The sequence below is a fragment of the Algihabitans albus genome, assembly GCF_003572205.1.
In the GTDB taxonomy this organism is placed as follows: Bacteria; Pseudomonadota; Alphaproteobacteria; order Kiloniellales; family DSM-21159; genus Algihabitans; species Algihabitans albus.
On the sequence record NZ_QXNY01000002.1, the window covers coordinates 234,401 to 248,799 of the forward strand.

The 14,399-nt window shown below is 60.7% G+C and carries 14 protein-coding genes; 9 read left to right on the plus strand and 5 right to left on the minus strand.

The window, feature by feature from the left end:
• Nucleotides 1-6: 6 nt before the first annotated feature.
• The 3 genes from DBZ32_RS02640 to DBZ32_RS02650 all read left to right on the plus strand — a co-directional run bounded on the left by DBZ32_RS02640 (nt 7) and on the right by DBZ32_RS02650 (nt 2,226).
• Nucleotides 7-420, plus strand: coding sequence for a GFA family protein (locus DBZ32_RS02640; RefSeq protein ID WP_119165567.1), 414 nt, complete (start codon nt 7-9; stop codon nt 418-420).
• A gap of 119 nt (nt 421-539) precedes the next feature.
• Nucleotides 540-1,457, plus strand: coding sequence for a carbon-nitrogen hydrolase family protein (locus tag DBZ32_RS02645; RefSeq protein ID WP_208539080.1), 918 nt, complete (start codon nt 540-542; stop codon nt 1,455-1,457).
• Between the two features lie 208 nt (nt 1,458-1,665).
• Nucleotides 1,666-2,226, plus strand: a complete 561-nt coding sequence (locus DBZ32_RS02650) for a DUF2269 family protein (RefSeq protein ID WP_119165568.1) — start codon at nt 1,666-1,668, stop codon at nt 2,224-2,226.
• An 82-nt stretch (nt 2,227-2,308) separates the two neighbouring features.
• Here the strand turns inward: DBZ32_RS02650 and DBZ32_RS22365 are convergent, their stop codons facing one another.
• The 4 genes from DBZ32_RS22365 to DBZ32_RS02680 form a co-directional block, all read right to left on the minus strand.
• The gene (locus tag DBZ32_RS22365; protein ID WP_235829978.1) at nt 2,309-2,467 is read right to left on the minus strand and encodes a PIN domain-containing protein; all 159 of its coding nucleotides are present in this window, start codon (nt 2,465-2,467) and stop codon (nt 2,309-2,311) included.
• A gap of 971 nt (nt 2,468-3,438) precedes the next feature.
• Entirely contained in the window at nt 3,439-4,281 is an 843-nt protein-coding gene (locus DBZ32_RS02665) for a transglutaminase-like domain-containing protein (protein ID WP_119165569.1), read from the minus strand.
• A 37-nt stretch (nt 4,282-4,318) separates the two neighbouring features.
• On the minus strand, nt 4,319-4,543 hold the full coding sequence (locus DBZ32_RS02670) for a hypothetical protein (protein WP_119165570.1): 225 nt from the start codon (nt 4,541-4,543) through the stop codon (nt 4,319-4,321).
• 712 nt (nt 4,544-5,255) lie between these two features.
• Complete coding sequence (locus DBZ32_RS02680; protein WP_119165572.1) at nt 5,256-5,519, minus strand: hypothetical protein; 264 nt, start codon at nt 5,517-5,519, stop codon at nt 5,256-5,258.
• A gap of 288 nt (nt 5,520-5,807) precedes the next feature.
• Here DBZ32_RS02680 and DBZ32_RS02685 point away from each other — a divergent pair, with 288 nt between their 5' ends.
• From DBZ32_RS02685 to DBZ32_RS02695, 3 genes are all read left to right on the plus strand, one after another.
• Nucleotides 5,808-6,158 carry a hypothetical protein gene (locus tag DBZ32_RS02685; RefSeq protein ID WP_119165573.1) on the plus strand — a complete coding sequence of 117 codons (351 nt, stop codon included), beginning with the start codon at nt 5,808-5,810 and terminating at the stop codon, nt 6,156-6,158.
• A gap of 274 nt (nt 6,159-6,432) precedes the next feature.
• Entirely contained in the window at nt 6,433-7,632 is a 1,200-nt protein-coding gene (locus DBZ32_RS02690; protein ID WP_119165574.1) for a DUF1611 domain-containing protein, read from the plus strand.
• Nucleotides 7,548-8,828 carry an alanine/ornithine racemase family PLP-dependent enzyme gene (locus tag DBZ32_RS02695; RefSeq protein ID WP_268877931.1) on the plus strand — a complete coding sequence of 427 codons (1,281 nt, stop codon included), beginning with the start codon at nt 7,548-7,550 and terminating at the stop codon, nt 8,826-8,828. Before DBZ32_RS02690 ends, DBZ32_RS02695 begins: the two co-directional genes overlap by 85 nt.
• 282 nt (nt 8,829-9,110) lie before the next feature.
• Here the strand turns inward: DBZ32_RS02695 and DBZ32_RS02700 are convergent, their stop codons facing one another.
• Nucleotides 9,111-9,902: a helix-turn-helix transcriptional regulator gene (locus DBZ32_RS02700; RefSeq protein ID WP_119165576.1), complete on the minus strand. Its 792-nt coding sequence runs from the start codon at nt 9,900-9,902 to the stop codon at nt 9,111-9,113.
• Nucleotides 9,903-9,988: 86 nt separating this feature from the next.
• Between DBZ32_RS02700 and DBZ32_RS02705 the strand changes: the two genes are divergently transcribed.
• From DBZ32_RS02705 to DBZ32_RS02720, 3 genes are all read left to right on the plus strand, one after another.
• Entirely contained in the window at nt 9,989-11,548 is a 1,560-nt protein-coding gene (locus DBZ32_RS02705; protein WP_119165577.1) for an MFS transporter, read from the plus strand.
• Nucleotides 11,549-12,216: 668 nt separating this feature from the next.
• On the plus strand, nt 12,217-12,633 hold the full coding sequence (locus DBZ32_RS02710; RefSeq protein WP_119165578.1) for a VOC family protein: 417 nt from the start codon (nt 12,217-12,219) through the stop codon (nt 12,631-12,633).
• Between the two features lie 1,186 nt (nt 12,634-13,819).
• Nucleotides 13,820-14,386 (plus strand): GNAT family N-acetyltransferase, encoded by a 567-nt coding sequence (locus DBZ32_RS02720; protein WP_119165579.1) that lies wholly within the window; start codon nt 13,820-13,822, stop codon nt 14,384-14,386.
• Nucleotides 14,387-14,399: the final 13 nt, after the last annotated feature.

A 14,399-nucleotide genomic window follows, 5' to 3' on the forward strand; every position in this document is an offset into this window, starting at 1 on the left:
ATAGCGATGCCGAAGATTCAGGGAGGCTGCCTGTGCGGCCAGGTCCGTTACGCATCGAGCCAGGACGAGCCGGCGATGATCGCCGTGTGCCACTGCGCCGACTGCCAAAGGCAAAGCGGGAGTGCATTTTTGACCAATGTGCTGGTTCCGACGGCATCGATCACCTTCGAAGGCGACAGCCGGTCTCAATATATCAAGACCGGCGCGTCCGGCCAGAAGGTCACCCGAAATTTCTGCGGCAACTGCGGCTCGCCTCTGACCACGGAGTTGCCGGCATTCGACAACCTCGCCGCGGTCAAGGCCGGAACGCTGGACGACAGTTCATGGGTCGAGCCGACAATCCAGATCTGGTGCGATACGGCGAAGTCCTGGAGCGTGCTGGATGACGGGATCGATCGCGCCGCTGCAAATCCGGGCTGATATCGTCCGGCTCGGGATCGATTGACCCCGCCGAGACGACGTTTCCCTGCAACGCCTTTTGCGAGGAGCTGCAAAGTCGTGGAGCGGAACGCGCTATCGCAAGGACAGGAGAGTCGGCCTTGAGAATCGCAGCCGTCCAAGCCGCACCGGTTTTTCTCGACCCGAAGGCAAGCACGGAAAAACTGCTTGGCCTTTTGCGTGAGTCCGCCTCGAACGGTGCGACTCTGGTTGCCTTCCCCGAGGTTTTTCTGTCCGGCTATCCCATCTGGCTGCGCGCACCCGAGGTTTCTTCGAACGATGAGCTGTTGCGTATCGGTCAGATCGAATACCTGAAGTCGGCGATTACGGTCGATGGCCCGGAGATCGGTGCGATCGCCAAGGAAGCCGGCAGCTTGGGCGTTTTTCTCTATGTGGGCATCGTCGAACGCTCCGGCTCACGGGGGTCCGTCTATGCCTCTTTGGTGGCCATCGATCCCGACAAGGGCGTCGTCGGGGTTCACCGCAAGCTCAAGCCGACATTCCACGAACGCTTGTTATGGGCCGACGGGGACGGCCACGGGCTGCAAGTCCATGACTGGAAGGGTACCAGGGTCGGGGGGCTGAACTGCTACGAGAACTGGCAGCCCCTGGCGCGCCAGGCGCTCTACGATCAGGGCGAGCAGATCCATATCGCGACCTGGCCCGGCGATCTGGACGTGACCCAGGACATCACCCGCTTCATTGCCCTGGAGGGCCGCCTCTACGTCGTGTCGGTGTCCGGCCTCTTGCGGGCGTCCGACATACCCGAGCGCTTTCCGCTGCGAAGATATCTGACCGAGGGCCGCGACGTGATCAACGACGGCGGCTCGATGATCGCCGCTCCGGACGGAACCGTCATCGCTGGCCCGGTCACCGGTGAAGAGATCATCCTTTACGCGGACATCTCGCTCGACGACGTCATCGGGGCCCATCTCAAACTCGACCCCGCCGGCCATTACAGCCGTCGGGACGTGCTGTCGCTGCGCCACAACAAAGATCGGTTGGATGGTGGCCTTTGAGGCGCGGCGGCGGCGCGCGCACTCTCTTCGCGCCGCGACCGGCTGGCTTCCCGGACCAGGAGCCGGTTAGACTACCGCGTCGGCGCCCGCCGGGCCCAGGACCGTCAGGTGCGGGGAGAGGGCGCGGGCAGGGGTGAGCGCGCGCCGCGCCGGCGGTCCGTCCAGCGTATCTCTGGCGCGGCCACGCGATCCGAGGGAGGCCTTGTGGATGCGCAAAGCGATGAAGATCCTCCATACGCTCGCCGCGGCCGGGCTGCTCGGCGGACTGAGCGTCTACATGCTCCTGCTCGTCGCGGCCCCGCAAGACACGCCGGCGGCCTACCTGGACCTGCGCGTTTCGATCGCGGCGATCAGCAACTACATCTTGCTGCCCTCCCTCGCCATCGCGCTCTTGTCGGGCCTGGCCTCGATGGTCGTGCACGACCCCTACCTGCACAAGGGCTGGGTCTGGCTGAAGGCGGCCCTCGGGATCCTGATGTTCAAGGGCATTCTGACGGTCGTCGGGGCCAAGGCCGACTACGCCTTGTCCGTCGCCGAACGGATCGTGGAGGGCGAGGTCGCGGCCGAGGTGCTAGAGCGCGCGGTTGCCTACGAGTGGGCCACGCTCGTCGTCATGATGGCGCTGTCGGTCGCCAACGTCGTCCTCGGGGTCTGGCGCCCGCGCCTCGGAAGCGCGCCCGCGCGAAGCGGTGCGCGGCGCGCGCCGGCGCCGTCTCTCGCCGGTGACGGCGCTTCCGAGCCCAAGGAGCGTGTCCGACCGGCAGCCTAGTTGCCCGGCCCAGGGTGCTGAGAGGGCGCTCGGGATCGCGGGGCTGCCAGGGCCGAAATGGCCTCCCCGATCTCGGCCGCGTTCACCGGTCACGCCGCGGGTCGATCACCTCGATCCTGTACCCTTGGAAGTCTCGGATGTTCCGTGTGGCCACGGCGGCGTTATAGGCATGCGCGATCGCCGCGATCTGGGCGTCGAACTGGCTGATCGGCCGTGCGCCGCTCGGCGGCGATGGCGGCATAGGCGGTGGCGGCGCTGTCGAACGGCAGGATACGCGCCCGGAAATCCTCCTGCAGAAATCTCATCCATCATGCTGGCGAGCGCGTCGCGGCGGCGTCCTGCGGGCAGGATGGTGATCCCGAGACGCAGCTCCGCCTCGCTCATCGCACTTTCGGCCTCCGGTTCCGGTGCCGCCCGCAGCAGCTCCGAGACACTGTTCGTGTCGAGCAGGATCATGAGGCGGCCAGTCGAGCCGGATCGGCTTGCGCATCGGCTCACGCTCCGGAATAGCGAGATCGGGACCGCCCAGAGGGGCCACACGCTTGCGACTGGCCGCGGCAAGGTCGCGTGGCGGCGTGCCGTTGCCGACGACTTCGCGAAGGATCTTGCGGGCTTCTTCTTCCATCGAACGGCCAGGTTCGACGAACGCCGAAGCCGCGAAGACAGGCGAGGTCGCACGGGGTCGTAGAAAGACGTGCAAGCGGCAAAAGAATGGCGGGGCACGCCAGCCTAAAATGCGAACTACCTGCTTACTACTACGCTACGCTGGAATCGGCCGAAGTGCGAGAACGTGACCCCCTCGCGTCGCAACGGTGCGCTGCATCACGAGAGCCGGCTCGGCGCCGTAGTTCAGTTTGCAGCTTGCCCTCAGAGGTTCTGCGGCCATCAAGGTCTATGGGTTGGTCAGTCACGGCCGCAATTTCCTGAATCTGCACGCAAGAGGGCTCCAAAAGCGTCGCTTGGCGCGTCGATTGAGCATAGAGCTCATGCGCTGATCCCTGGTCGCGCAGACGCTGATCGCGGCGGTATTCAGTCTGGCCTTTCGGCTTTCTTGGAGGTGCCCATCCCCTGCGTTGCCTTGTCATCCCCGCTGCGCTTTCGATCCTGCCCTGAGTAAAGACCGTGGACGTCATCCTCAGACACGCCGTCGGCTTGCGTGAGGAGCTGGATCATTGGATCTGCGACCTTGATGGGGCATGGGGCTGCATCGTTCTAGTTTCTGCCTTTGGCTTCTCCAAACCGCTCGTTTCTTCCGGCTTCCATGGTCCAGACCCGGAAACCCTTCAGGGTGTTCGGTCCAAAGGTCTGCGTCAAAGGAACATCGGCGGCATCGCGGCCCCGGGCAACGAGGAACCTTGCGGTCCTCCTCTTATTGTTGCGCGGATCGAAGATCCACCAGCGACCGTCGAGGAAGACTTCTATCCAGGCCGCGAAATCCCCGGGCGGATGCGGTTCTGGCTCACCGATATCGCTAAGGTAGCCCGTGCAGTAACGCGACGGGATGTTCACGCAACGGCAGAACGCGATGGCGAGATGCGCGAAGTCGCGACAGACGCCGCGGCGCTCGGCCAGGGTTTGCGAGGCCGTTCGTGTCGCATCCGCCTGCATGTAGTCGAACATAACGGTGTCATGCACGAAATCGCAGATGGCTTGAACCCGCGCCCAACCCGGGTCGATGTTTCCGAACAGCCTCCAGGCCTCGTCCGAGAGAAGGTCGGTTTCGCAGTAGCGGCTGCCGAGAAGGAAGATGAGTGTCTCGAACGGCAGGTCCTCGACCCGATGCTGGCGCGCCTCAGGCGACATCGGATCGGGCTGGCCGGAATCCCGGAAGATGCCGTCGCTGGAGATCGCAAATTCGCCGGCGGGCGCGACCATTCGCGTGCACCAGTTGCCGAAGCCGTCCCGGTAGTTTTCGATCGGAACGCTTGGGGAGGTGACGAGGTAATCGGCCTGTTCGAGGTCGCCAAAGCGCGAGTAATGAACATTCAGCATCGCGATCAGCGGCGTTGGCTGGAGGAAATTGTATTTCAGGCTGCATCCGATGCGCACGCGCATGTCCGTCCCCTCTTTCGAATGAGCCATCGGCGATATGTCACCGTCCAACGATGCACTGACCATCTGTCACTCGAAAGCCTCTGTCGCAGTCCCAGCCGCTGCTATACTTCCGCTCATGGGAGTTCTCTGGAGCGAGGCCGGTGCCGGTGCCGTCCTGCGCCAACACCGGCGGTGCGGAAGATAGCACCATTGCGAGCAGCAAGGACGCGCTCGAGAACAGCTTCGCTAGCGGCATCCAGCAGTCGGTCTTGATGAGAGTCATCGTTCTTGCCTTCCGGCCATGAGCCATTCGTTTGTCGCTTTCGTCGGACGTCACACACGCTCCAACATCCTCGGACGGCAAACACTGAACGTCATCAGGTGACGCGGCTTCTGACGACGCACCCCTGCCAGAAATCACCACACGGCACCTTAACGAGGAACGGCACCCGGATCAGGCCGTCGTAACCGGCGAAGCGTATGGCGTTTCGTGCTTCGTCCAAGCCGCGGCAGAGATTTGGGAATTCCGGAATCGTTGTTTCAGCTCTTGCCTTTACGGCTTGAGGAGCCCGCAGGTCTGGCGGTCCCAATCTGTTTGCTGAACGCCCCTTCAATCTTGGGCAGAGCCCTTTCTTTCTTCGGCTTCTTGATCTCGCGATTGCTGCGTCTCTGTCCTTTGGCCATGGCCGAACGTCCTTTCGATGAGAGTTGTGCCAGAAACCGAGAGTTGTGCCAGAAACCGGATTACGAAATGTCGGCCTGTTCGAGACTGTCTTGCGTGGCCACCCGCTCATGACGTTCGTCGTCGTTGCGGATGCGATATTGAGGGGAGCCGCCGCGAGGCGGGAGCGTAGCTGTGATCCGGTACAGGTCCGTCTGCGGGGCTCGTCTTCCGAGCACGCTCTTCAGCTTGACGGTCTGACCGACCTTGAAGACATGCGTTGCGGCTTCATTTCGTATCGATCCTGCATCGCTCGGCAAACGTCTTGTAGTACTCATGGTTTTTGCCTGTCCTTTTGGAGAACTGTATCGAGATCAGCCGGCTTCATCGGTACCATTTTTCGGATCGGCCCTTGGGTGGCGATCGCCGGCAAATGGATGAAGGTGCCGACACGTCGCCATGCAAGCTGGGAAATCCCCTTGATCTGTTCCTCGTCGAGGTCGACTCGGGAGTCTCCCGATGGCTGCGCTTGGTCAAACCCCGGCAGATTAAATGAAACGAGAATTCGGATAGTGGTCTGTTCGGTTCGGTTGGCCAAAGCTGATGCCTTCGACAACGCATGATAGTCGAGCGGAACAGGTATATTTCCTCATATGTGCTGCGCAAACGGGCAAAAAACCTAAATAAATCAAAGTAAATTGAAGGAAATTCTGTTTTCCTAAATTGTATAGACGATTGTGATTGTGTGCTCAGATTAAATATATGCATTGGTGATATCTAGTTCAAGCTCATGACAAATCATGAGGGATATTTGAGATTATGTGTTACAAGAACGTATCATGCGCGCGATTATGCGTGCCTGTTTCAATACTGATTGGACGTAATCATGGAATTCCCTGTGTGGATGAAGCCTGCGCTCATGGGCGCGGGAGCCGGCGCTGTTGCCTTGGCCATTATCGGATTTGGTTGGGGTGGTTGGGTGACCGAAGGCACCGCGACGGAGATGTCGAAGAAGCAGTCTATGGCTGCCATAGCAGCGGCACTGACGCCATATTGTGTCCAGAAGTCGCAACTGGATCCCAGATTTTCCGTTGTGATGGCAGAAGTCAGGGGCGCCAGCGCGTTTCAGCAGCGCAAGCTCGTCGAGCAAGCCGGTTGGGCAACGCCTCTGGGCGCCGAAGAGCCGGATCGCGCCCTTGCGGAAACCTGCAAGATTGCGCTGACTGCAGAGAGCTGAGAGGCGGTAAACGCCCTCAAGTAATATAACGTTCCAAGTCGGACCCGCCGCGTTCTTGCGGACTCTGCGGCGGTGGGAGCGGAGCTTTTCTCAAGCCGATGCCGCGACGTGATGGCGGCAAGCGCGTCTTCCTGAAGTCGTCGCGAACGCATGACCTGTGACAATGACCGTCGGTGGTCCCGCCCAGAACGCTGAGGGCGCCGGGACCCCGAGCTGTACTGGCTTGACCGGCGCAATCCCGTTGCCGCCGCCGATAACCCTCTGAGGAACTGATATGAGCTCCACGACACATCTCGACCCACGGAAATCGTCAGGTCACAAGAACCGCTTTACCGTTGTCGGAGATTCCACATCGGTGGTTCGGTTTCCGGATATCCCGGACTCAAAAACGACCAACACGGCCATCGTCTATTGCGAAGGCAATTTCGGCGCCATTGACGGCAAGACAGCAAATGGTCTGGTCCGGCATTCGGAGAAGTATGAAATCCTCTCGGTCATCGACAGTGAGAAGGCCGGGCGCGATTCCGGTGTCGTGTTGGGAGATGCGCCGAACGGAATACCAGTTACCGCCAACCTGATCGAAGCGCTGGCCCAAGCTGAAAAGGTGCCCGACTACTTCATATTCGGAATGGCGCCGTCGAGCGGCATGCTGTCGGCACACGAGCGCGGACTCATGATCGAGGCGATGGGGTATGGCATCAGCATCATCAACGGCCTGCACGAATTCCTCAATGACGACCCCGTCTTCGCGGCAGCGTGTTTGGCCAACGATGTCACCATCCTCGATATCCGCAAACCGCGTCCCCAAAAAGAACTCCGTTTGTTCAGCGGCCGGATTGCCGACGTCACCTGTCCGCGTATCGCGGTGCTGGGCACGGATTGCGCCATAGGCAAACGCACAACGGCGACAATCCTGACCCGCGCGCTCAACGACCGCGGTATTAAGGCGGTCATGGTGGGCACGGGCCAGACCGGGTTGATCCAGGGGGCACGCTACGGCATCGCCATGGATGCCGTGCCGTCACAGTTTTGCGCCGGCGAGTTGGAAGCCACGATCGTCGAGGCGTTTGAGGCCGAGACGCCCGACATCATCATCGTTGAAGGGCAAGGCGCGCTCAGTCATCCCGCTTTTTCGACGTCCGCGTTCATATTGCGTGGCAGCTGTCCCGAGGGCGTTGTGCTCCAGCATGCACCCGCACGACTCAATCGCTGCGACTTCGCGCACATGCCGATGCCGACGCCAGCCAGTGAGATCAATCTGATCGAAACGTTCGCCGACACCAAGGTCATCGGTCTCACACTCAATCATGAGGAGATGACCAAAACAGAAGTGGTTACGGCAATCTCTCGTTTAGAGAATCAACTCGGCATTCCGGTCACCGATGCGCTGTGCCGATCGCCCGACGATCTGGTGAATATGGTTCTTGTACCGTTCCCGCAGCTCAGGGCGAAGCTGACTGCCGGTGTCAATTGATCGTCCCGCGCCTGCAGATTGATCTGGCAAAGATCCATCATAATGCGCGCGTGCTGGTGAGTCGGCTTGAGTGTCGCGGGATTACCGTTTCGGGAGTGACCAAGGCTTTTTCGGGCCAGCCGGACATTGCCGGAGAATTGCTGGCTGCAGGGGTGAGCGGACTGGCGGACTCCCGCGTTGAAAACATCCGGACCATGCGGCACGACGCGGTAGGCGCGCATATGACGCTCATCCGTTCGCCGATGATCAGTCAGGCGGCCTTGGTGGTCAGGAACGTCGATACAAGCCTCAACACCGAACTCGATGTCATCTCGGAACTCTCCAAAGCGGCGCAGGTACTGGGGCGTACGCATGGAGTCCTGCTGATGGTCGAGCTTGGCGACCTGCGCGAAGGCATCATGCCCGCCGATTTGGAGCGTGTTGTGCGCCGGACACTGCGGTTTCCCAACATTTCCCTCAAAGGCATCGGCACCAATCTGGCATGTCGCTGCGGCGTTGCGCCGGACGCGGAAAACATGGGTGAGTTGTCGACCCTTGCGGATGCGATCGACGCAACCTTCGGTCCCATCGTCTCAGTTGTCTCGGGAGGCAATTCGAGCAATCTCAACTGGATTTTCAGCGGTGCAGACACAGGCCGGATCAACAATCTTCGTCTCGGAGAGTCTATATTGCTCGGTCGCGAGCCGCTGCGTCGCACACTGGTAGAGGGGCTCTACACAGATGCCATCACACTCGTTGCTGAAGTGATTGAGTCGAAGCTCAAGCCAACCAAGCCATGGGGCGAGATTGCGGAAAACGCCTTTGGCGCGGCGGTACCGTCAGCTGACAGCGGCAATGTTTTGCAAGCCATCCTGGCGCTTGGGGTGATGGACACCGATCCAGAAGGCCTTACACCGCCTGCAGGGATCAGGATCCTTGGATCGAGTAGCGATCACCTGATCATCGATTGCGGCCGCGAACGCTTGCCCGTCGGTGCCGAGATCACTTTCCAGCTCAATTACAGCGCTTTGATGCGCGCCATGGCCTCGCCCTTTGTCAGCAAGCAGATTGAACAGCGGACAAAATCGGCGGCTCAACGTAACCGTCCGGTGAGTGTGTTTGGCGCTACGCCCTTGGCCGCCGCAAACTGCAGTCAATCCTCCATTTCTCGATATTCTCCCGGGCATGCCGGTAGCTGCGGAACAGACAGGCTGTAGCGCGGAGGTTCGTCTAAAGACTTGCGAAAGAGCAGTGGCGGGCCACGTGTGATGAAAATGCGAACTATTCCTTCGCCATAGCTCTACGGTAGCGGCGCCTCGGTGTTCGATGAAGCGCCTTATTAGTCGCTATGCAACGCTAAAGCACGACGTCGCAGTAGCCGGATAGGGGCGAAAAGCTTAGTTCTCGGTGGTCAAACCAATTATCGGAGATTGGTGTTTGGTGAGCGGTAGAGTTGATTAGCCGCTCTGTCTTCGAGTCGAAGGCATGACGGACTACTCTCAGTCCTCGAAGTAAACGATCATCTTGAGGTGGCGGTGCTCGTCCACCGTTAGCATCTGGTGGTTAAAGCTGAGGTGTCTGCCCTCGTGGTCGAGCACGACGCCGACGCCCCAGCGATAGCTCTCCATGCTCGGCTGTTCGATCCAGCGTCGAAAATCTGGCGAGACCTTCTTCAGCTCGTCTACCAGTAACAGCATGGCCGGATCGTCCGGCGCGGCGGCCAGGTTGTGGCGGAACTGCGCCAGCAGCCGGGGCGCATCCTCGCGCCAAGCCGGCAACCGGCGCCGCAACTCTGGATCGGCGAATACCATGCGGATGACGTTGCGGTCCTGCTGCGACCGACCAGAAAAGTTGAACAGGCGATCGGCCGCCGTATTCCAGGCGATGACATCCCACCGAAGATTTGAGACATAAGCCGGCCGCGCCGTCAGATCGTCCAGCAATTGCTGGATCAGCGGGTCGACCGATGGCCATTGGCGCGCTTCTGGGGGAGGCGGACGCCGATGGGTCAGCAGGAAGAGATGGTTGCACTCGGCGTCGTCGAGTTTCAGGGCTTTGGCGACATTCAGGAGAAAGCTCTCCGAGACTTGGATGTCGCGACCCTGCTCGAACCATGTGTACCAGGTGAGCCCGACGCCCGCGAGCGCGGCGACCTCTTCGCGCCTGAGCCCAGGCGTGCGTCGGCCGCCGGTGGTCGGCAGCCCGACATCGGCAGGTGTGAGTTTCTTTCTATGGCGCGTGACAAAGTCGGACAGATCGCTTCGTTTGCGCGCGAGGGTTCGGCCAGACAATCCTGTCGCTCTTAGTGATAGGATAATTTGCCCTATAGTAACAGTAACATTCTGCCTGGATTGTTCGCCTCACACAAGGAGGCGATATGACATTTCATCGTGATACAGACGCTACGACGGTCCAAGCCAAGGGACCATTGTCCGCAAAGGCTGGCGTGCGCGAATGGTTAGGACTGGCGCTGCTTGCGTTGCCGACCGTGCTGCTCGGGCTCGATCTCACGTTCTTGCCTCTCACTTTGCCTGCGCTGGCGATTGATATGGGTCCGACCAGCACACAGGCGCTCTGGATCATGGACGCCTCGGGCTTCATGCTTGGTGGCTTTCTCATCACGATGGGCACGCTCGGAGACCGGATTGGGCGGCGCAGGCTTTTGATGATCGGTTCGGCCGCCTTTGCTGCCGCTTCGGTAATCGTGGCCTTCTCCACCAGCGCACCGATGCTGATCGCGGCGCGCGCAGCGCTAGGCTTGGCCGCCGCAACGCTGATGCCCTCGACCCTGGCGCTCATCAGCAACCTGTTCGCCGACCCGCGCCAGCGCGCGCTTGCCTTCGGCATATGGGCCACGATTTTTGGGATTGGCTATGCGCTGGGACCCGTCGTCGGAGGCTATCTGTTGGAGGAATACTGGTGGGGCGCTGCCTTCCTCGTTGCCGCGCCCATCGTCGTTCTGTTGCTTCTGCTCGCCCCCGTCCTGCTTTCCGAGTATCGCGCACCGAACAGCGGGCGGCTTGATCTTCTCAGCGTGCTGCTTTCGCTCGCCGCTATGCTGCCGGCGATCCACGGTATCAAGCAGATCGCCAAATACGGTCTTACCTCCGATGCGATCGGCGCAATTGCGATTGGAACGGTATTCGGCTTTCTGTTCGTCCGGCGGCAACGCCGGCTTGCCGATCCGTTGCTCGATATGAGGATTTTCTCTAACCGTGCTTTTTCCGTGGCGCTGATCGTGCTGCTGTTCGGGCTGGCGACGGTTGGCGGGACCATGTTGCTTGTCGCCCAATACCTGCAACTGGTGGCCGGACATTCCGCTTTCACTGCTGGCCTATGGATGGGCGTCGCAGCGCTTGGCATGATCGCCGGCGGCGTGGGCGCACCGCTTGCTGCAAGGCGTGTCCGTCCCGGCTTCGTCGTCGCCGGATCGCTCGTTCTGTCGGCGGTGGGATATCTGATGCTCACCGAGGTTGGCGCTGGGGCTCTCGGCGTTCCGATGGTCGTCGCCGGTTTGGCGCTGGCCTATCTCGGCAACGGGGCCATTGCCGCGCTCGGGACGGATCTCGTCATTCGGTCAGCGCCGCCCGAGAAGGCGGGATCGGCCTCGGCCATGTCCGAGACCGTTCAGGATTGGGGGGTCTCGCTCGGCATCGCCGTTCTCGGCAGCCTTGCCACGGCCATCTATCGACGCACAATGCTTGACCGGATGCCCGAAAATCTCTCCGAGGAAGCTCACGAAGCGCTGGGTGACAGCCTCTGGGCGGCATCAGCTATAGCGCCAGAATTGCATGCGGGGCTGATCGGAGAAGCGCAGGCTGCGTTCATAGCAGGCTTCAACGGTGCAGCCATTTTTGGCGCGGCTGGCGTCACGCTGCTCGCCATCCTCGCGGCGGTGGCGCTGCGGCATGTCAGAACGCTCGGACAGTGCGACTAGAGGTCATGATCCGGCATCTCTACACCGTATGACTCGCCTCACGCGTAGAAGCTTGCTTTTCGCTGACCGGCGTCGTCGCGCTGTAAGATCGGCCTGCGATCAATCCAAAGTTCTTCCCGGGCTTTCGGAAGCGTTTGCCTGCTGTTTTGTAGGCCGGCCGCTGTGCAACGAGTCGAGGTCGCCGAGCACGAAGTCCGGATCATGGGCTCGCGCGACGAGTTGATCCGGGTGCTGGCGTCCTCAAATGGCATAGAATCAGCGGCGAACGGGTTTCGCCCTTCTGGATGGTGTCGGCGCGTTTGGAGCGGTTCTGGCCGGGACGGCGGCAGGCATCTCGTAGGGCGTCATGTTTGGCCTCGCCGCCGCACTCGCATGTGGCACAACAATTCTAAGCGTCAGCGCCGCTTGCAGATCGCCGGAAAGCGGACGCGTGCCCACTGCCACTCCGCCCGCATCATGGCGAAGGCACGTTCGCTCACGCGCAAGGAACTGAAGAAAAGTTTTCCTTACGACATCCCAACCGAATGCAGGGGTATGACGATAGAGGAAGCGCAGGCTGAACGTGCGAGACGTTTCTGGCTGCTCTAGACGGACCACGGCGAACCGCCGACCAAAACACGATTGATCTCGGATTGAAGCAATCTACAAACCGGAAAGGAACCCACAAATTGATTGCCTACATCACAGTTGGCGCTGACGATATCAAACGCGCGGAACGCTTTTACTCCGCATTCCTGCCGGACCTCGGCTACCGGCTGGAGAAGTATCATGGTGACCTGAGCTACGCGCTGCCCGAAATACCGGGCCGGTCGCCGAGTCTGCCGGAGTTTTATGTCAAGTCTCCCTTTGATGGGCGCCCCGCCTCGGCCGGGAACGGAACAATGGTTGCATTCGAGGCGCGCAATCAACAGCAGGTTAGTGATCTTTACGCCGCGGCGCTTGCGGCGGGCGGTATTGATGAAGGCCAGCCCGGCTTCCGGGCGTCGTACGGGCCGGACTTTTTCGTTGGATACCTTCGCGATCCTCAAGGCAACAAGATCGCATTGTTCTCCAGCGATCCGAACGAACCCGGACGAGACGGATGACAGGAGCTAGAGCGTTCACCAGCTTCACCGGAACGGCGAAGCTGGTGAACGCTCGTATGGTGCTTGCCGCGAACGGCCGCCGCCGGAAACGACCAAGTTGCTGCCGGATGGCGCAGGTCCGGTTTCGCGATACTGACCAAGAACGCGAGTGAGGCCGAATTGAGTTTTTTGAGAAAAGGACAGCCGGACGATGATTCCTTGCGAGCTTTTCTCACGCGGCAAAGACGGAACAGACTACTGCTGCATCGAACAGGAGCCATCTGCCGAGGCGAAGGGTCTGATCAATGCGGTTGGTGTGCGGCGACGGGCACGAGCACAGAGAGCAGTGGAGGTGAGCGATGTATAGGGGCTCCTGCCTTTGCGGCGCCGTGCGGATCGCGGTCGAAGGTACCATTCCTTTGAGAAGGTCCGGCGCGGCTTCTGCGGCACCTGCGGATCGACACTGTTCTGGGATCCGGTTCACTAAGATTGGACCGCCGTCGCCATGAGCGTCTTTAATGGGCCGACGAACACCTCGTTGTCGATGCACATCTTCGTCTCGGAGAAGGGCGACTACTATGAAATCGGGGATGGGCTGCCGCAAAACGCTCGGTAGTGAAGGCGAAGGTTGACCAAAACTAACGCGTTTTGGGCAGCGCAAATCGCAGCTTTTTTCACCGACTCTGAAAGCCGACATTTGCACTTCTACAAGGAACGGCAGCAAAGTCCCACAAAGCGGTCATCGAACCGAGGCCGTAGACCGTCGCGCAATGTGCGGCGAATGGCGGGCCATGCGAGACGAAAACGCGAACTACTCCTTCGCTATAGCGCTACGATAATGTGATGGGCTAGTGCGCGGCATTCTTCAATTCTGCGAAGTCGTGCGCGAACGCGTCACGCCGGCACATTGAGGCCGTGAGCCTTCGGAACGCCTTGGTGCTTACGGCGGCTTTGAGCCCAACTTGGCGGATGCAGCAACTGAACGGTAGGGCGGCATGACAGAATGCCGGCTTTGAAGAAGCGTGCTGCGAACGCAGCATGGCGTTTCGTTCACGTCCAAACCCGCACTCGGTGACGTTCCGATGGCCGGCGGCTGTCGCGACCGTCGTGACGCTCGAAAAGGCCATCACTCTGTACGGCGCGCACGATCCTCGGCTTGACTATATGTGCGTAGCGCACATAATGATGGCGGATGTCGAGAAACCCCGTGACAAACTATGGAACCAAAGCACTCGATGCGGACACCTGGCCGGACTTCGCGCGTCTGGTCGAGGCGAACAACGGTTTCTGGGGCGGCTGCTGGTGCATGTGGTATCACGGGAAGGACGAAGGCTCGGACGACTCCCCGGCGGGAAAACGCGAGGCGAAGGAATGCCGCGTTCGGGAAGGGCGGGCGCATGCCTCGCTGGTCTTTCATGGGACGGACTGCGTCGGCTGGTGCCAGTTCGGATCGCCGGACGAGCTTCCGCGAATTCATAATCAGCGTGCCTATCTGGCGACCGATCCGATGCTCCCCGACTGGCGGATCACCTGCTTTTTTTCCGGCAAGGGCCATCGCGGCACCGGAGTGGCGTCCGCCGCGCTTGAGGGTGCGATCGGGCAGATCATGAAGCTGGGCGGCGGGCGCATCGAGGGATACCCGGAAGACATCGAGGGCCGAAAGGCTTCGCCGGCATTCCTGTTCAACGGAGCGCTCTCGACCTTCGAGCGTCTCGGCTTCGCGCGATCACGGAAGATCGGCAAGCATAAGTGGGTGGTGACCTTGACCGTGTAACGGTCCTCGGCCA